The sequence below is a fragment of the Cryobacterium algoricola genome, assembly GCF_004402485.1.
Lineage (GTDB): Bacteria > Actinomycetota > Actinomycetes > Actinomycetales > Microbacteriaceae > Cryobacterium > Cryobacterium algoricola.
The window spans coordinates 149,330-165,692 of sequence record NZ_SOFG01000004.1; the positions used below are offsets into that span (position 1 = coordinate 149,330).

At 67.5% G+C, this 16,363-nt stretch carries 15 protein-coding genes and 1 tRNA gene; 7 read left to right on the forward strand and 9 right to left on the reverse strand.

Features of this window, described 5'->3' with window-relative positions; all coding sequences use genetic code 11:
* Positions 1-190: 190 nt before the first annotated feature.
* From E3O44_RS01145 to E3O44_RS01155, 3 genes are all read right to left on the reverse strand, one after another.
* On the reverse strand, positions 191-1,159 hold the full coding sequence (locus tag E3O44_RS01145; protein ID WP_134531843.1) for an FKBP-type peptidyl-prolyl cis-trans isomerase: 969 nt from the start codon (positions 1,157-1,159) through the stop codon (positions 191-193).
* A gap of 86 nt (positions 1,160-1,245) precedes the next feature.
* On the reverse strand, positions 1,246-2,397 hold the full coding sequence (locus tag E3O44_RS01150; RefSeq protein WP_134531844.1) for a tRNA (adenine-N1)-methyltransferase: 1,152 nt from the start codon (positions 2,395-2,397) through the stop codon (positions 1,246-1,248).
* Positions 2,394-3,143, reverse strand: coding sequence for an HAD family hydrolase (locus E3O44_RS01155; RefSeq protein WP_255454311.1), 750 nt, complete (start codon positions 3,141-3,143; stop codon positions 2,394-2,396). The genes E3O44_RS01150 and E3O44_RS01155 overlap by 4 nt, the downstream gene beginning before the upstream one ends.
* 81 nt (positions 3,144-3,224) lie before the next feature.
* Between E3O44_RS01155 and E3O44_RS01160 the strand changes: the two genes are divergently transcribed.
* A complete protein-coding gene (locus E3O44_RS01160; protein WP_134531845.1) occupies positions 3,225-4,175 on the forward strand; it encodes a PAC2 family protein in 951 nt (316 codons plus the stop codon).
* 10 nt (positions 4,176-4,185) lie between these two features.
* On the opposite strand, the gene mshC is transcribed toward E3O44_RS01160, so the two are convergent.
* Genes mshC through E3O44_RS01175 form a run of 3 tightly spaced genes read right to left on the reverse strand, consistent with a single transcriptional unit; the run spans position 4,186 to position 7,687 of the window.
* Positions 4,186-5,481, reverse strand: a complete 1,296-nt coding sequence (mshC, locus tag E3O44_RS01165) for a cysteine--1-D-myo-inosityl 2-amino-2-deoxy-alpha-D-glucopyranoside ligase (protein ID WP_134531846.1) — start codon at positions 5,479-5,481, stop codon at positions 4,186-4,188.
* A gap of 10 nt (positions 5,482-5,491) precedes the next feature.
* A complete protein-coding gene (locus E3O44_RS01170) occupies positions 5,492-6,346 on the reverse strand; it encodes an undecaprenyl-diphosphate phosphatase (RefSeq protein ID WP_134531847.1) in 855 nt (284 codons plus the stop codon).
* Positions 6,347-6,361: 15 nt separating this feature from the next.
* Positions 6,362-7,687: a M20/M25/M40 family metallo-hydrolase gene (locus tag E3O44_RS01175; RefSeq protein ID WP_134531848.1), complete on the reverse strand. Its 1,326-nt coding sequence runs from the start codon at positions 7,685-7,687 to the stop codon at positions 6,362-6,364.
* Positions 7,688-7,837: 150 nt separating this feature from the next.
* On the opposite strand from E3O44_RS01175, the gene E3O44_RS01180 reads away from it, so the two are divergent.
* The 3 genes from E3O44_RS01180 (at position 7,838) to E3O44_RS01190 (ending at position 8,656) form a co-directional block, all read left to right on the forward strand.
* Positions 7,838-7,920 (forward strand) — tRNA-Leu (locus tag E3O44_RS01180).
* 248 nt (positions 7,921-8,168) lie between these two features.
* Positions 8,169-8,387, forward strand: coding sequence for a type II toxin-antitoxin system RelB family antitoxin (gene relB / locus E3O44_RS01185; RefSeq protein WP_134531849.1), 219 nt, complete (start codon positions 8,169-8,171; stop codon positions 8,385-8,387).
* Positions 8,384-8,656: a type II toxin-antitoxin system RelE family toxin gene (locus E3O44_RS01190; protein ID WP_134531850.1), complete on the forward strand. Its 273-nt coding sequence runs from the start codon at positions 8,384-8,386 to the stop codon at positions 8,654-8,656. The genes relB and E3O44_RS01190 overlap by 4 nt, the downstream gene beginning before the upstream one ends.
* 135 nt (positions 8,657-8,791) lie before the next feature.
* On the opposite strand, the gene E3O44_RS01195 is transcribed toward E3O44_RS01190, so the two are convergent.
* The 3 genes from E3O44_RS01195 to E3O44_RS01205 form a co-directional block, all read right to left on the reverse strand.
* Positions 8,792-10,138 (reverse strand): class I SAM-dependent methyltransferase, encoded by a 1,347-nt coding sequence (locus E3O44_RS01195; RefSeq protein ID WP_134531851.1) that lies wholly within the window; start codon positions 10,136-10,138, stop codon positions 8,792-8,794.
* A complete protein-coding gene (locus tag E3O44_RS01200) occupies positions 10,135-11,514 on the reverse strand; it encodes an FAD-binding oxidoreductase (RefSeq protein WP_134531852.1) in 1,380 nt (459 codons plus the stop codon). Before E3O44_RS01200 ends, E3O44_RS01195 begins: the two co-directional genes overlap by 4 nt.
* 71 nt (positions 11,515-11,585) lie before the next feature.
* Positions 11,586-14,057, reverse strand: a complete 2,472-nt coding sequence (locus E3O44_RS01205) for a glycoside hydrolase family 94 protein (RefSeq protein ID WP_134531853.1) — start codon at positions 14,055-14,057, stop codon at positions 11,586-11,588.
* A 185-nt stretch (positions 14,058-14,242) separates the two neighbouring features.
* Here E3O44_RS01205 and arfB point away from each other — a divergent pair, with 185 nt between their 5' ends.
* From arfB to E3O44_RS01220, 3 genes are all read left to right on the forward strand, one after another.
* Positions 14,243-14,665, forward strand: a complete 423-nt coding sequence (gene arfB / locus E3O44_RS01210; RefSeq protein ID WP_134531854.1) for an alternative ribosome rescue aminoacyl-tRNA hydrolase ArfB — start codon at positions 14,243-14,245, stop codon at positions 14,663-14,665.
* A 109-nt stretch (positions 14,666-14,774) separates the two neighbouring features.
* Positions 14,775-15,704 (forward strand): hypothetical protein, encoded by a 930-nt coding sequence (locus tag E3O44_RS01215; protein ID WP_134531855.1) that lies wholly within the window; start codon positions 14,775-14,777, stop codon positions 15,702-15,704.
* A gap of 39 nt (positions 15,705-15,743) precedes the next feature.
* Positions 15,744-16,217 carry a GNAT family N-acetyltransferase gene (locus E3O44_RS01220; protein WP_134531856.1) on the forward strand — a complete coding sequence of 158 codons (474 nt, stop codon included), beginning with the start codon at positions 15,744-15,746 and terminating at the stop codon, positions 16,215-16,217.
* Positions 16,218-16,363 lie beyond the last annotated feature (146 nt).

Below are 16,363 nucleotides of genomic sequence, written 5' to 3' on the forward strand. Positions count from 1 at the left end.
GCCAGACGCACCGCGGGGTCATGGCCCGAGATTCGTGGGGCATCCGAGCCGCACCGTGCCGATGCGGCCGATGTGGCCGATGCGGCCGATGCGGCCGATGCGGCGAGAATACGGGACGGTCGCCTGAAAACACGCGTCACCCCCCGCTCTCGAGAACGGACGGTGACGCGTGTAGCGGTTGTGGGCGGGGTTAGCCGATGCCGAGGATGTCGATGACGAAGACGAGGGTGGAGCCGGCGGGGATGGTTCCCTGCGCTGAGTCTCCGTAGCCCTTCGCCGGCGGGATCACGGTGAGGATCTGCGAACCCACGGTCTGGCCGATGATCGCCGTCGCGAAGCCGGGGACGACGCCGCCCTGGGTCTTCGAGCCGTCGACCGCGAGCAGTTGCGCGGGCGCACCCTTCGTCCAGCTGGAGTCGAAGACCTTCTTGTCCGCCCAGAGGACGCCGGTGTAGTGCACGGTGACCTTGTCGCCCTCCTTGACGGTGTCGCCGGTGCCCTTCTTCAGGACGGCGAGCTGGAGGTCTGCCGGCGGCGTGCCGCCCGGAATCGTGATGCCGGGGGTGCCGTTGGCGTCGAGGACGACCGCGGGAAGGCCGTTCACCGGGGTCTGGTCGGCACCGTTGGCCCGGAGCAGGTAGGTCTTCACGACGTCGATCACGAAGACCAGCGAGTCCGTCGCGGAGATCCCGAGGGTGGGGTTGCCGCCCTGCGGTCCGAACGCGTCATCCGGGGAGACGACGACGACGACACGCGAGCCGGCCTGGGCGCAGGCGAGCCCGTCCGTGATGCCCTTGATGGTCTGGTCGTTGAGCGTGAGCACGTTCGCGCTCGTGCTGTCGTACTTGCTGACCTGGATCGGCGAGCCTGTCGTCCCGTTGTAGACGTTCAGTTCGATTTTCGCCTGCTGCCCGGTAACGAGCTTGTCTCCGGACCCGGGCACGATGACCCGGCCCTGGGTCGACGTCGTCATGAGTGGCGTCGGGATGTCGACCTTCGGGACGGCTCCGAAGTTGTCGCTGACCGAGACGAGCTTCGAGGCGGCGCCATCGCTGATGGGGGCGACGCAGCTCGACGCGGCATCCGCGCTGCTGCTGCACCCGGTGAGGGCGGCAAGCAGCAGGCTGGCAGTCGCGATGAGGGCAGAAGCTCTACGCACAGGATCTCATTTCAGTGTGGGAAATTCAGCGTGCGGCGCCGTCTGGTCGCCGGGAGTCGAGCGGCCGAACACGGCCGGAGCCTATCCTAACCGGCGTCGGCTGCGCTGTCGGCAGCACCGCTGATCGCGGCGTCGGTAGCGGTCTGGGCGGTGCCGGGCAACTCAGCGGGTGCGGCGACGACCGGGCCGCGCCCGTCGAGGCCTCTGGCCTTGGAGATGGCCGCACCGGTCTCCGCGATCCTGACCCGCTTGCGCATGACCTTGCCGCTCACGCTGCGTTCGCCGAGTGCGCCCGGGGTCCAGGCCTCGACATCCGCATCAGAGAAGTCGGTCTTGGAGGGTCGGCGCTTGAGCTCGGGCAGGATCGTGTCGGGGGCGAGACGCCGTGCCGTGATCAGGAACCCGGTGTGGCCGATCATGCGGTGGTCCGGGCGGACCGCGAGACCCTCGACGTGCCAGCCGCGCACCATGGTCTCGTTCGAATCCGGGTTCGTGTAGAACCCGGTTCCACGGATGGCCTCGGCCACCCGGGAGAGCTGGGTCACGGTCGCGACGTAGCAGAGGAGCACGCCGCCGGGCTTGAGGGCGGCGGAGACGGCCTCAAGGCATTCCCAGGGGGCGAGCATGTCGAGCACGACCCGGTCGGCCGTCTGATCCGGGACCGCGGACGGCAGTGCGTCCGCAAGGTCGCCGAGGGTGATCGTCCAGTTCGTGGGGTCGGCGCCGAGGAACGTGGCGACGTTGTCCCTCGCGACGTCAGCGAACTCGGCCCGGCGTTCGAAGGATGCGAGGTGGCCGGCCGGCCCGATCGCGCGGAGCAGCCAGAGGGACAGTGCTCCGGAGCCCACCCCGGCTTCGACGACCGTCGCGCCGGGGAAGATGTCCGCCTGGGCGAGGATCTGGGCCGCGTCCTTGGGGTAGATGATCGCGGCTCCCCGCGGCATTGACATCACGAAGTCGTTGAGTAGCGGGCGCAAGGCGAGGTGCTCGACCCCGACGTTGTTCACGACGACGGATGCATCGGGCAGGCCGATGATGTCGTCGTGCGCAAGGATTCCCCTGTGGGTGTGGAAGACCTTGCCCGGCTCGAGGGTGATCGTGTTGAGCTTGTTCTTGGGGCCGGTCAGCTGCACCCGGTCGCCGACCCGGAAGGGTCCGCTGCTCTGGATCACCTGGGTGTACTCGCCGTTCGGGGTGATGCCGGTTCCGGTGTCGCTCGTGCTGTCAGTGTCGCTCATGCGTGGGTGTCGTCCTCGTTCGGATGCGGGCCGGAACCGGGCCGCGCGGGTGCCGCGGCGGCGCCCGTGCGCCGTTCGGCAAAGACAGTGTGAACGCCGGCGAGCGTGCGTCCGTGCAGGGTCGGCCACAGCTCGTACCGGGCGCTCGCCTCGATTTCGATCATGTGCGGAACCGCGATGACCACGGCGCCGGAGGCGACGGCTGCCGCGATGCCGGGCAGGGAGTCTTCGACGGCAACACAATCGGCGGGCGTGACGCCGAGCAACCGGGCGGCCGACAGGTAGGCCTCGGGGTGCGGCTTGCTCTGGACGACCATGTCACCGGCGACGATCGCGTCGAAGGCGGCGAATCCGACCTGGTCGGACACCTGCTGCGCCATCCGGTGCTCCGACATGGTCACGAGGGCCATGGGGATGCCCGCGGCCTTGACCTCGGTCATGAGCTCGAGGGCGCCGGGACGCCAGGGGGCACCGAACTCACCGAGGAGGCCCTGGACCCGCGTGGTCAGCCGGTCGACGATCGCCTCGGCGCCAAGGCGGACGCCGCGGTCCTGCAGGATGGCCGCGGAGTTCAGCAGGCCGCTGCCGACGAGAAGCATGCAATCGCTGTGCGTCCAGACCCCGCCGAAGCTCTCGACGAGCTCGGTTTCAGCGCGCATCCAGTACGGTTCCGAGTCGACGATCGTGCCGTCCATATCCCACAGCACGGCCGCGGGCAGGGGCGAATTCGGACGGAACGGGTTCACAGGGTCCAAGTGTAAGGGGCACCGCTTATCCTTGACTGACGGTGCTCTTCCGGGCGCCCCGGCAGATCGAGGTTTCACGCAGTGACAGATGGCAATGGATTCCTGGGCGGACGCCTCCTCGTGGTGGCGTTTGCGGGCTGGAACGACGCGGGTGAGGCTGCGACCGGTGCCGTGGGCATCCTCAGGGACCTCCTCGACGTCTCCTCCCTCTTCGAAGTGGACCCCGAGGTCTACTTCGACTACCAGTTCAACCGGCCGACGATCTCCACGGATGACGAGGGTCACCGCCAGCTCGAATGGCCCGGCGCGACCCTGTTCGGCCCCGCGGAGCCGGGTGTCGTCGGAGAGCCACTCGCCGATGACGCGCAGCTGCGCGTGAGCGGCAGCAACGCCGGCAACATCTACCTCCTGCTCGGCACGGAGCCGAGCCGCAGCTGGAAGGGGTTCACCGCAGAGGTGCTCGACGCGGCCCTCGCGGCGGACATCGGCGGGATCGTCTTCCTCGGCGCCATGCTCGCAGACGTGCCGCACACCCGTCCGATCTCCATTTTCGTCTCCAGCGAGAACCCCGAGGTGCGCAGCGAGCTGCAGATCGAGCGCAGCAGCTACGAAGGCCCGGTCGGCATCCTCAGCGTCCTCTCGCACGCGGCCGAACTGGTCGGCATCCCGACCCTCTCGATTTGGGCGTCGGTCCCCCACTATGTACACAACGCGCCGTCACCGAAGGCGATGCTCGCCCTGATCGACAAGCTCGAGGAGATCATCGACGTGGTCATCCCGCGCGGCGACCTCGTCACCGAGGCCGACGAATGGCAGACCGGCATCGACACCCTCGCGGCAGACGACGAGGAGATGGCGGCGTACATCAACCAGCTCGAGCAGGCGAGGGACACGGTCGACTCGCCGGAGGCGAGTGGCGAGGCGATCGCGCAGGAGTTCGAGAAGTACCTCCGCAAGCGCGGAGACGGACGCGACGGTCAGGCCGGGCGCGCAGACGGTCGTCCGGGACCGGACGGGCCACGCCAGCCGTAAACCTTCGGGGCTAGAGCGTGATACCCAGCAGAGCGTCGATCGCGAGGGCCACGAGCTCGGGCTCAGCCGAGCCGGCCTCGGCGGCAGCGTCGAGAATCCGCAGAACGGCCGGAGTGTCGAGGTCGTTGACGAGGGCCGCACGCAGCGCGGCGACGACCTCGTCCGCCTTGGCGGCGGCATCCGGTTCACCGTTCGAATCGTCGGTTGCGCGGCCGAACGCACGCGTCCAGGCTTCGAGGCGCGCCTCGGCGGCGGAGAGCGCGGCGGCGGTCCACTCCCAGTCGCTGCGATAGTGCTGCGCGAGCAGGGCCAGGCGGATGGCCCGAGGGTCGGTGCCCCCGGCGCGCAGGGCCGACACGAGCACGAGGTTGCCGAGCGACTTGCTCATCTTCTCGCCCTGGTAGGCGACCATGCCCGTGTGGCTGTACACGCCGGCGAGCGGATGCCCCGAGAGGGCGGCCGCATGGCCACCGCTCATGTCGTGGTGCGGGAAGATCAGGTCGGAGCCGCCGCCTTGGACGGTGAAGTCCGTGCCCAGTTCCTTGAGCGCGATCACGGAACATTCGATGTGCCAGCCGGGGCGGCCGGCGCCGACACGGGAGTCCCAGGCCGGTTCCCCCACCCGGGCGGCACGCCAGAGCAGCGGGTCGAGGGCGTCGCGCTTTCCCGCGCGGTCGGGGTCGCCACCGCGCTCGGCGAAGAGAGCCAGCATCTGGGCGCGGTCGAGGTTGCTCTCGTCGCCGAGACGCCAGGGCGCGACGCGTTCAGCGGCAGCGATGTCGAAGTAGATGTCGGAGCCGGCCGACTCGGCCGGGCCGGCGGTGTCGGAGAGCTCGGCGGCGTCGACGGCGACGGCGTAGGCGAGGCCGTCATCCCAGAGCTGGGCGACCGCGTCGGCGACCTCCTCGATGACCTCGGTCACGGCGACGTAATTGTCAGGGGGAAGGATGCCGAGCGCTTCCATGTCGGCGCGGAACAGGTCGACCTGGGATGCTGCGAGGTCGCGCCAGTCGACGCCCGTGGCCGTCGCCCGCTCCAGGAGCGGGTCGTCGACATCCGTCACGTTCTGGGCGTAGTGCACGCGGTAGCCGGCATCGAGCCAGACCCGCTGCAGGGTGTCGAAGGCGAGGTAGGTGTTCGCGTGGCCGATGTGCGTCGCGTCGTACGGCGTGATGCCGCAGACGTAGAGCCGGGCGACGTCGACCGGTTCCGCGAGCACGAGTGCTTCCGTCGCCGTGTCGTACAGGCGCGGAGCTTCGGAGCTTCCCGGGAGGACGGGGATGTCAGGGTGTCGCCAGGCGCGCATTCCGGGGCCCCTATGCCGCGATCGTGTTGGTCGCGAGCAAGGCCATCAGCGCGAAGCCGAGCACGATCCGGTAGATCACGAAGGGCAGGAAGCTGCGCTTGGAGATGTAGTTCATGAAGAATCCGATCACGAACAGGGCGACGATGAAGGCGACGACGGTCGCGACCACGGTCTCGGCCGGACCGAAGATCTCCGGGGTGCAGTTGGTGGCACCTTCGAGGCACGGGTGCGCGATGGCCTTGTACATCTCGTAGAAGCCGCTGCCGAGCACAGCAGGGATGGCGAGCAGGAACGCGTAGCGGGCGGCGGCGCGGCGCTCGTAGCCCATGAACAGGCCGGCCGTGATCGTTCCACCGGAGCGGGAGACGCCGGGAATCAGCGCGAGTGCCTGGGCGAAGCCGTAGATGACGCCGTGCGGGACCGTCATGTCTTTCAGGCGGCGCCGGTGGGCCCCGACCGCATCGGCGACGCCGAGCAGCACGCCGAAGACGATGAGCACCGTCGCCGTGATCCACAGGTTGCGGAGGGTGGACTCGATCTGGTTCTGGAAGAGCAGGCCGAGCACGATGATCGGGAGCGATCCGAAGATGATGAGCCAGCCCATGCGCGCGTCGGGATCGCTGCGCGGAATCTTGCCGAACAGGGCCTTGACCCAGTGCGTCACGATGCGCGAGATGTCCCGCCAGAAGAACAGCACGACGGCCGCCTCTGTGCCGATCTGGATGATCGCGGTAAACCGGGCGCCCGGGTCCCCGCCCATGCCGAGCAGTTCGCCGACGATGCGGATGTGGGCGCTGGACGACACCGGGAGGAACTCGGTGAGACCCTGCACGAGTCCCAGGATGATGGCGTTGAGGAAGTTCACCGGTGGCTCGCTTTGCTAGTAGGTCGACAACAGGTCGGTAAGGACCCGCCTGCCAAAGACTAGCGCGTCGAGCGGAACCCGCTCATCGACCCCGTGGAACATGCCCGGGAAATCCAGCTCGGCGGGGAGCCGGAGCGGGGCGAATCCGTACCCGCGGATTCCGAGCTTGGACAGGGCTTTATTGTCGGTTCCCGCGGAGAGGAGGTACGGGAGCACGGGGGCGCCCGGGTCGTGCCGGTGCAGGCTGCCGACGACGGCGTCGACGAGCGGGCCGCCGAAATCGGTCTCGAGGCCGATGTCCCTGTGCATCACGATGATCTCGATGTCCGGGCCGACCAGGCTCGCCACTTCGGCGAGCACCGCGTCCTCCTCGCCGGGCAGGGTGCGGATGTCGATGAGCGCCTCTGCACGGTCGGGGATCACGTTGTGCTTGTACCCGGCCTTGAGGAGTGTCGGGTTGGTCGTCGTGCGCAGGCTCGCCTGGATGAAGCCGGACGCGGTCCCCGTCGCGAGGGCGAGTTCGTCCGGGCCGACGCGCTGCGGATCGACGTCGAGGATCCGGGCGATTTCGGCGAGCAACTGGGTCGTCGTGTCGGTCAGCCGGATCGGCCAGTCCTGGCTTCCGACCGCCGCGACAGCGGTAGCGAGTTTCGTGACGGCGTTGTTCCTGATCAGCCGGGATCCGTGGGCGGCGTCTCCGCGGGCGACGAGCTTGATCCAGATCAGGGCCTTCTCCCCGGTCTGCAGCAGGTAGGCGCGCTGGCCGCCGAGGGTGATCGAGTATCCGCCGACCTCGCTGATCGCCTCGGTGGCACCCTCGAAGAGTTCGGGGCGGGTGTCGACGAGGTAGTGCGAGCCGAGGACTCCCCCGGCTTCCTCGTCGGCGAAGAACGCCACGACGAGGTCACGGGCCGGCGCCTCTCCCGCACCGAGGATGTCGCCCAGGGCCGCGAGGATCATCGCATCCATGTTCTTCATGTCGACGGCGCCTCGGCCCCAGAGCAGGCCTTCCTTGATGACGCCGGCGAAGGGGTCGACCGACCAGGTCTCCGGATCGGCGGGGACGACGTCGAGGTGGCCGTGGACGACGAGGGCGCCGCTCTCGCGATTGCGGCCCGGGACGCGCACGACGACGCTCGTGCGGCCCGGCTCGGAGTCGAAGAGTTCGGGGGCGAGCCCGAGGCCCCGGAGGTGCTCGGCGACGTACTCCGCGGCATCCGTTTCGCCGTTGGATCGGCCCTCGCCGTAGTTCGTGGTGTCGAATCGGATGAGGTCGCGGGCGAGTTCCGCGGTCAGATCGAGGGGTGTTGCCGGATCGGTGTCGTCTGCCCAGGAAGCCATGACTTCACGCTATCGGTAGTCGTCGTCGAGGGGGGTCGTGGGCAGTCAATGACCGTCATGTGTCGGGCGCGTGGCCGGGGTGTGCTGGAGGGCCTCGAAATCCGTGCTAGATTATTGACTCGTCAGCCGGTCACCGGCTGGCCAGCACCAGCCCGGGTGGCGGAATGGCAGACGCGCTAGCTTGAGGTGCTAGTGCCCTTATGGGCGTGGGGGTTCAAGTCCCCCCTCGGGCACAGAATGAAGAACCGGTAGTTCAGGTTCTTCGCTGTGAAATGAAATAGGTCGAGACATCCACCGGATGTCCGGCCTATTTTTTTGTCGAAAATTGGGGACATCCGACGCAGGAGTCGTGGCCTCATCCCGCGGCTGCGGCTGCCCCGGCAGCATCTGTGCCTGTATCCGTATCTGCACGGATGCCGCGGCTGGCCTTGAGAGTCGACCATCCCGACTTCTATACTTGTAAAGTCCAAAGGGGATCGCCATGAAGCAGATCAACGTTCGAGTCCCGGATGCCCTGTCCGCCCGGTTGGACGCGCTCGCCGCCAGGACGGGTCGTTCGAAAACCTTCTACGCCGTCGAGGCGCTTGAGGAACACATCGAGGAGTACGAAGACTACTTCCTCGCGAAGGATGCCCTCGCTGAGTTCCGCCAGTCCGACGACAACGCGATAGACCTTGCCGACATCGATTGGCCGGATTGAGCTATCTCATCCGGCTGACACCACAGGCGGCCAAGGAAGTACGGAAACTCGACACGACCTCTGCACGGCGCATTCGATCGTTCCTGGAAGACCGACTGGCCCAGTTGGACAATCCACGCGCTCTCGGCAAACGACTGGTCAATGAAGACTTCTGGCGCTACCGCGTCGGCGACTACCGGATTCTGGCCCATATCAACGATGACGAGATCGTCATCCTGGTGGTTCGGGTCGCTCACCGGCGCGACGTATACGAGGGGTTGAACGGGTAGCACTCCCCCGCTCCAAGTCCGACTATGTGCGGCGCAGCTCCTGTACGAGCGTCATGACATCACTCTTCCCGAGCCGACGGTTCCTCGCCAGAATTCTCCGCGCCCCAGTTCGGGGACCGGACCCGCTTCAGGCGTTCAGGGCGTCCACCACGGCCGCAGGGGCAGGTCTGCGGGGCCGTCACCGTCCGCTGGTTTCACCGCGAGGACCTGGTGCAGTTGGATACCCCCGGTCTCGAAGGCGAGCCGTGAGCCGGCCATGTAGAGGCCCCACACCTTCGCGGTCTCCAGCCCGACCTCGGCGACCGCGTCATCCCAATGCTCGACGAGGTTGGCGCACCAGTCGCGCAGGGTCAGGGCGTAGTGCTGGCGCAGGTTCTCCTCGTGGAGGACCTCGAGGCCGGTGTCCTGGGCGGCGCTGATGATGCGGCCGGAGCCGGTCAACTCGCCGTCGGGGAAGACATACCGGTCGATGAACCCTCGGGTGGACGCCTCGGAGTGGTTGTCCGGACGGGTGATGCAGTGGTTGAGCAGCAGCCCACCCTGGCGCAGCCGGGACTGCAGGAACACGAAGTAGGCGGGATAGTTGCGCACGCCGATGTGCTCGAGCAGCCCGATCGAGGACACCGCATCGAAACCGGTCTCGGCGATGTCGCGGTAGTCGCCGAAACGCACCTCGGCCAGTCCGGCCAGCCCCTCGTCGGCAATCGCGCGCTGCGCCCAGGCGGCCTGCTGTTCCGACAGCGTCACGCCGGTCGCCCGGACACCGCGGCGGGCGGCGTAGCGCACCATGCCGCCCCAGCCGCAGCCGACATCGAGCAACCGGTCGCCGGGCTTCAGTCGCAGCTTCTCGAACACCAGCCGGTACTTGTTCTCCTGCGCCTCGTCGAGGGAGGCGTCCTGGCGCGGGTAACACGCGCAGGTGTAGGTCATCGACGGCCCGAGCACCCACTCGTAGAAGGTGTTCGAGACGTCGTAGTGGTGGTGGATCGCCTCGGCGTCCCGGCTCTTGCTGTGCCGGAGTGCCCCGGCGATGCGCCGCCAGCGCGGCGGCGCCTCCTGCGCAGGAGGCTTGATTGGGCGCAGGTTCCCGATCCCGATGGAGCGGATGATGGTGGCCAGCACCCGGGGTGACGGCAGCGTGAAGACGAGGTCGCCGGTGAGCGCCTTCAGGAGGTCGTACGGGTCGCCGGGGTGAACCCCGTGAATCTCGAGGTCACCGGCGATGTAGGCCCGGGCCAGGCCCAGGTCGCCGCGTCCCGTGGCCAGGTAAGTGGTGCCTCGCGGTGTCTTCAGGTGCAGTCCGAGCTGCGCATCCACCGGGCCGGTCGCACTGCCGTCGTAGGCGGTGAAGCGCAGCGGGAGCCGCCCACCGGCCAGGATCTCGAGGATCTCGGCGAGGGTGAGTTTCCCCTGCGGCTCTGCGCTGCGAGCCCCTTCCCTGTTGTGCGTGTCTTCCGAGGATCGCTGCTGGAACGTGGTCATCGTCGTTGCACCGCCTTTGCGTAGAGATCGAGGAGACGTGACTCGGGGTCGTAGCGCTTCTTGACGCTCCGATAGGCGTCTCCGCCGTAGAGTTCGTCGAACTTCTCCGGAGAGTAGTACGAGTCGGAGTAAAGCGACTTGTGCCCGTCGAACTCGCTGATCGCATCCTCGATCAGACGGTTCGTCGCCCCTTCGCTGGACCCCACCGGCACCGTCGACCAGAACCCGACGTTGACATACGTCTCGAGCGGCCGGAGCGGGTAAAGGGGCCAGCCCTCAGCGTCCCGCACCCGCAGCGGACAGAGCCAGATCGGTTCGATCGGAATGGTGGCCAGGAACCAGTCCAGGAACTCCGCACATCGCGATATCGGTATTTCGACGTCCTGCACGACCCGTTCCCGAGGAGGTCGATTCCGGAGTCGCTCGATGAGATCGCCGATGTGGAATCGCTGCTCGTAACGCATCAGCTTTCCGTAGAAGCTGCTGCGCCGGAGCGCTCTGGGCCAGAGCCGACGAACGAGCGGACGCTGTGCACCGAATGCCTCCGAGCACCAGAACCAGTCCGTGTCCCATCGCCACAGGTAGTCGTGGATCGTGAGCCGGTCGACCGTGGTGCCCTCATCGTGCTGGATGGAGCGGTAGTAGATCTTCTGGCCGGTGTAGTCGCTCACGGGGCCGGATGCCGCGGTCCGCGTGCCCAGGCAGAGGTAGCTCTCGGTGGCGCTGAACACGACGCCGTCGAGGTAGTCGACACGGGCGCCGTCCAGGCTCCCCGTCGCGACGATGCGTCCCATCGCCGCGACGAGGTCGGGGAGCGAGTGGAACCGCAGATGCCGGAGCTCGACGAAGGGTTCCACGGGCTCCAGCTCGATGCGCAGCCGCACCGCATACCCGAGGGTGCCGTAGGAGTTGGGGAAGGAACGGTAGAGGTCCTCGTGCTCCGTCGGCGACGCGGTGATGACCTCGCCCGTTCCCGTCAGGATGTCCAGCTCCAGTACCGACTCGTGTGGGAGGCCGTTGCGGAAGGACGTGGATTCGATGCCGAGGCCGGTGACCGCGCCGCCGAGGGTGATCGTCTTCAGTTGCGGCACGACGAGGGGCGCCAACCCGTGCGGCAGGGTCGCGGCGACGAGATCGTCGTAGGTGCACATGCCGGCCACATCGACCGTGCGCGCATCCGGGTCGACCGCGATCACGCCGGCCAATCCCGACGTGTCGAGGCCCGGGGCGTCCGGCTTCGCGCGGGACCGGAACAGGTTCGAGGTGGTCTTGGCGAGCCGTACGGATGCCGTCGGCGGGACCGCCCGATAACTCGCGAGGAGCCGTTCGACGCCGGCGGCGTGAGCGGTGCGTGCGTCGGTCGCAGGAGTGGTCACGCCGCCAAGCTAGTCCTCCGTCGCCGGGCCCGCGCGGGCCCGGCGACGGATTGTCGGGAAGGGTGCTGCCGCTACAGGGTGGCGCGCACCTGCACGACGCTGCCGGCCGGGGCGTACGGAACAGTGCGGCCGTCGATGGCCACTCCGTCGACCTCAAGGCTCGCGCGCGAACCCTCACGGCCCGAGTTGGCCACCGTGATGACGTATGTCGCACCGCGGGCCTGCCGGGTCACGGTGAATTCCGCGACGTCCGGCCCGATCTGCGGGTCGACGACCAGGCCGTCGTAGTCGGTGCGCACGCCCAGGAGGTACTGGGACACCGTCACGAAGTTCCACGCCGCGGTTCCGGTGAGCCAGGAGTTCTTGGCCTCACCGTGCCGGGAGGCCTCCTTGCCCGCGATCATCTGCGCGTACACGTACGGCTCGAGGCGGTGCACCTCGGAGATGTCCTCACGGTAGGCGGGCGTGATCTTGCGGTAGTGGTCGAACGCCTTGGCGCCGCGGCCGAGGACCGTCTCGCCGATGATGACCCACGGGTTGTTGTGGCAGAAGATTCCGCCGTTCTCCTTGTAGCCCGGCGGGTACGTCGAGACCTCGCCGAGTTCGATCCGGTAGCTCTTGTACGCCGGGTACTGCAGCACGAGCCCGTGTTCGGAGCCGAGCAGGCGGTCCACGGAGTCGAGGGCGCGGAATGCGGGGCTCGTGGCGGACGGGGTTCCGTCGGCGTTGTGCTCGACGCCGACGCCGGCGAGGACGGCGAAGCCCTGGGGCTCGATCCAGATCCTGCCCTCGGTGTCTTCGTGGGTGCCGACTTTGTTGCCGTAGGCGTCGTAGGCACGCAGGAACCACTCGCCGTCCCAGCCGTCGGTGAGCAGCACCTGACTCATGGTCGCGGCGGCCTTGCGGGCGCGGTCGGCCTGCTGGGTGTCGCCGCCACGTTCGGCGATGGTCGCGTACTGTCCCGCCGCGAGCACGAACTGCGCCGCGATGAAGGTCGACTCCGCGACGACGCCCGCCTGGTTCTCCGTGGTCTGGAAGGATTCGCCCGGTGTCGTCGAGAAGCAGTTCAGGTTCAGGCAGTCGTTCCAGTCGGCGCGCCCGATCAGGGGCAGGCCGTGCGGGCCGAGGTTGTTGAGGGTGAACTCGAAGGAGCGGGTGAGGTGGGTGTAGAGCGTCTGCGCGAGCGCGTCGTTGTTGTCGAACGGGACGACCTCGTCGAGGATGCTGAAGTCCCCGGTCTCCTTGAGGTAGGCGTCCACCCCGATGATCAGCCAGGCCGGGTCGTCATTGAAGCCGCTCCCGAGCTCGTTGTTGCCACGCTTGGTGAGCGGCTGGTACTGGTGGTACGCCGATCCGTCGGGAAGCTGGGTGGCGGCGATGTCGAGGATGCGTTCGCGCGCGCGGTCGGGGATCAGATGCACGAAGCCGAGCAGGTCCTGGGTCGAGTCGCGGAAGCCCATCCCGCGCCCGATTCCGGTTTCGAAGTACGACGCCGAGCGGGACATGTTGAAGGTGACCATGCACTGGTACTGGTTCCAGATGTTCACCATCCGGTTGAGCTTGTCGTCGGGAGAGGTCACGGTGTACGCGGAGAGCAGGGTGGTCCAGTACTCCCCCAGGGCCGCGAACGCGGCATCCGCTGCCTCTGTCGTGGAGAGGCGCGCCAGCAGTTCGTGCGCACGCGTCTTGTTGATGATCTGCTTCGCGTCGTCGGCCCACTTGTCCTGGCCGTTCTCGACGGTGTTCTCGACGTAGCCGACCACGAAGACGAGCTCGCGGGTTTCGCCGGGCTGGAGAGTCGAGTCGACCTGGTGCGAACCGATCGGGTACCAGCCGGACGCCATTGAGTTCTGCGCCTTCCCGGCGTTCGGAACCTTGGCCTCCGCGAGCGTCTCGTAGAGGCCGACGAAGGTCTCCCTGTCGGTGTCGAAACCGGCGATCTCGGCGTTCACCGAGTACACGGCGTAGTGGTCACGCCGTTCCCGGTATTCGGTCTTGTGGTAGATCGTGCTGCCCTCGACCTCGACCTCGGCGAGGGAGAGGTTGCGCTGGTAGTTGGTCTGGTCGTCCTGGGCGTTCCAGAGGCAGAACTCGAGGTAGGAGAAGAGGGAGAAAGTCTTGACCTGGTCCGAGGCGTTGGTAATCGTCACCTTCTGCACCTCCGCCGTCTCGCCGAGCGGAACGAAGTACAGCGTGGAGACGCGCAGTCCGCCGCGCTCACCGGTGATCCGGGTGTACCCCATGCCGTGGCGGGTCTCGAAGAAGTCGAGGTCCTTCTTCATCGGCAGCCAGCTCGGCGTCCAGACGTCGCCGCCGTCGTTGATGAAGAAATAGCGTCCGCCGGAGTCGGTGGGAATGTCGTTGTAGCGATACCGCGTCAGGCGACGCATCTTCGCGTCCTTATAGAACGTGTACCCGCCGGCCGTGTGAGATATCAGGGAAAAGAAATCTTCGCTGCCCAGGTAGTTGATCCACGGGTATGGCGTGAGCGGGGTCTCGATCACGTATTCCCTGGCCTCGTCGTCGAAATGACCGAACCTCATGTGTGCACCTTTGCGATATGCGGAGGACCGGATGGCGACGGGCTCCGAAATTATCGGAAGCCATCGACGAACCAGACCCAAACTTTGTGAGAGCGCTCTCATTGACGCCCGCGGCTACTCTAGCAAAGGAAGACCCCGGGGTGCCACACCGTATGTTCCCCGCCGCACTGTGACACGCTGGGACCATGGATCTGGAGGTGTCGCCCGCGCTCACGCTTCCCGCATCGGAACTGGGCTGGCGGTTCTCGCGGTCACCGGGACCGGGCGGCCAGCACGTGAACACCTCGGACAGTCGTGTGGAACTCTCCTGGAACGTCGCGACGTCCCCGTCCCTGTCCGACGACCAGCGGGCCCGGCTCCTCGCGCGACTCGACCGCCGACTCGTCGGCGGGGTGGTCACCGTCGCCGCGTCGGAGCAACGCTCCCAGCTCCGGAACCGGGAGATCGCCCTGGCCAAGCTCGCCGACCTCGTGTCGGCCGCGCTCGCTCCCGATGCGGCCCGCCGCCGCGCCACCCGACCCACGAGAGGCTCGAACCGACGCCGTCTCGCAGCCAAGGAACAGCGGGCCGCGACGAAACGGCAGCGCCAGCGACCATCAGACGAATAACCCCGGTCAGCAAAGAGTTTCGCAACATGCGCTTTCCGGCCCCCACGGCAGTCGTTGGACATGTACATTGTGTTCCGGGGGTTGGCACAGCTCTCTGAGAGGACCAACCATGACCTTCGTCTCCCCGCCCGCCGGCCAGAACGGCCAGAACGGCCAGAACGGCCAGCCCTACCCGAGTCCCCTGCCGCAGCAGCCACCCCTGCTCCCTCCACGCCGCTCGGCGAGCGGCCTCGCGATCGCCGCGTTCATCGTCGGCATCGCCGCCTTCCTCACCGGACTCGTGGTCGGAGTCGGTCTGGTGCTCGGACTCGCGGGACTGGGCCTGGCGATCTTCGCACTCCGCCAGGGCACGAGCCGGGGATTCAGCCTGACCGGGCTCATCCTCTCTGCCCTCGCGACCCTCACCAACATCGTTGTGATTGTGCTCCTCGTCGTCCTCGGACCGGCGGTCACCCGTGCGGCCGAATCCGCGGCCCGGAATCTGGAGGCCCAGCAGGCGCAGTCGACGCCCGGGGCTGCGAGTACCGCCACCCAGGCGATCGACACGCCCTGCTACTCGTTCACCGGCCCGGGCGCCTATATCAACGACATCGGCACGGCCGCCATCGCCGACTGCTCCACCGAGCTCGAGCTCTGGGGTGATGACAACGCCGACGGCACCGTGACGGTGACCGGGGTCGGCGAGATCCTCGGCACCGTCACCATCGAACCGATCCACACCAGTACATCGACCGGGTGGGGCACCGATGGCTCGGTCGACGGGATCGTCGACTATCTGAACCAGAGCTATATTCCCCAACTCGGCACCGTCATCAGCCTGAAGGAACCTGTCACCCTCGACGGCACCCCGGCCAACCTCACCCGCGTGCAGAGCACGAAGGCGCTCACGAAGACGAAGGCGCTCCTCGTCACCCAGGCCGCGAGCCCGTACTCGACGTCGACGGGCGACGTTCAGGTGTTCTCCATCTCCTTCGTCATCCCCCAGGACAACGGCGACGCGATCATCCAGGAACTCGCGAAGAGCTGGACCTGGAAGTGACGGGCCCTGTCACCTGAGACGGTCCCGTACGCTGTTCGGATGCAGCCGATCCGTCCCGCCGTGCCCGCCGATGTCCCCGAGATTCTCCGGCTCGTCGTCGAGCTCGCCGAGTACGAACGCGAACCCGACGCGGTCGTGGCGACGGAGGACGGATTCCTCGCCTCGCTCTTCGGCTCCGACCCCGCGGTCCATGCGCTCGTCGTCGACGGCGAGGAGGCCGGGACCCTGGCCGGGATGGCCGTGTGGTTCCTCACCTTCTCGACCTGGGAGGGCGTGCACGGTATCCATCTCGAGGACCTGTACGTGCGCCCGGCCTATCGCGGGGGCGGGTACGGCACGGCACTCTTGACCAGCCTCGCGGCGCTCTGCGTCGAGCGCGGATACGCGCGTCTGGAATGGGACGTCCTCGACTGGAACGCGCCCGCCATCGGCTTCTATGAGGCCCTCGGGGCGCGGCCCCTCGATGGGTGGACGACCTACCGCCTCGACGGGGAGGCATTGCGGAGGGCGTGAGCCCGCGCATCCGTTTCACCTGCCTTCTGCCTGGCGTCGGCTAGACTCGGCTCAGACTTCCGTTCGCAGATAGCCAAAGCGACCGGACGAGCACTGGTTGAGACAGTGCAGGACGGCCCCCGGATTCGTCCGGGGGCCTTCTCTCA

Excerpts from the sequence above, each read along its gene's own strand:
- E3O44_RS01150 (WP_134531844.1), bottom strand. The coding sequence starts at position 2,397 with ATGAGCGACACTGACAGCACGAGCGACACCGGAACCGGCATCACCCCG.
- E3O44_RS01195 (WP_134531851.1), bottom strand. The coding sequence starts at position 10,138 with ATGACCACGTTCCAGCAGCGATCCTCGGAAGACACGCACAACAGGGAA.
- E3O44_RS01215 (WP_134531855.1), top strand. The coding sequence starts at position 14,775 with ATGACCTTCGTCTCCCCGCCCGCCGGCCAGAACGGCCAGAACGGCCAG.
- mshC (WP_134531846.1), bottom strand. The coding sequence starts at position 5,481 with ATGCGCGCCTGGCGACACCCTGACATCCCCGTCCTCCCGGGAAGCTCC.
- E3O44_RS01220 (WP_134531856.1), top strand. The coding sequence starts at position 15,744 with ATGCAGCCGATCCGTCCCGCCGTGCCCGCCGATGTCCCCGAGATTCTC.
- E3O44_RS01175 (WP_134531848.1), bottom strand. The coding sequence starts at position 7,687 with ATGGCTTCCTGGGCAGACGACACCGATCCGGCAACACCCCTCGATCTG.
- E3O44_RS01205 (WP_134531853.1), bottom strand. The coding sequence starts at position 14,057 with ATGAGGTTCGGTCATTTCGACGACGAGGCCAGGGAATACGTGATCGAG.
- relB (WP_134531849.1), top strand. The coding sequence starts at position 8,169 with ATGAAGCAGATCAACGTTCGAGTCCCGGATGCCCTGTCCGCCCGGTTG.
- arfB (WP_134531854.1), top strand. The coding sequence starts at position 14,243 with ATGGATCTGGAGGTGTCGCCCGCGCTCACGCTTCCCGCATCGGAACTG.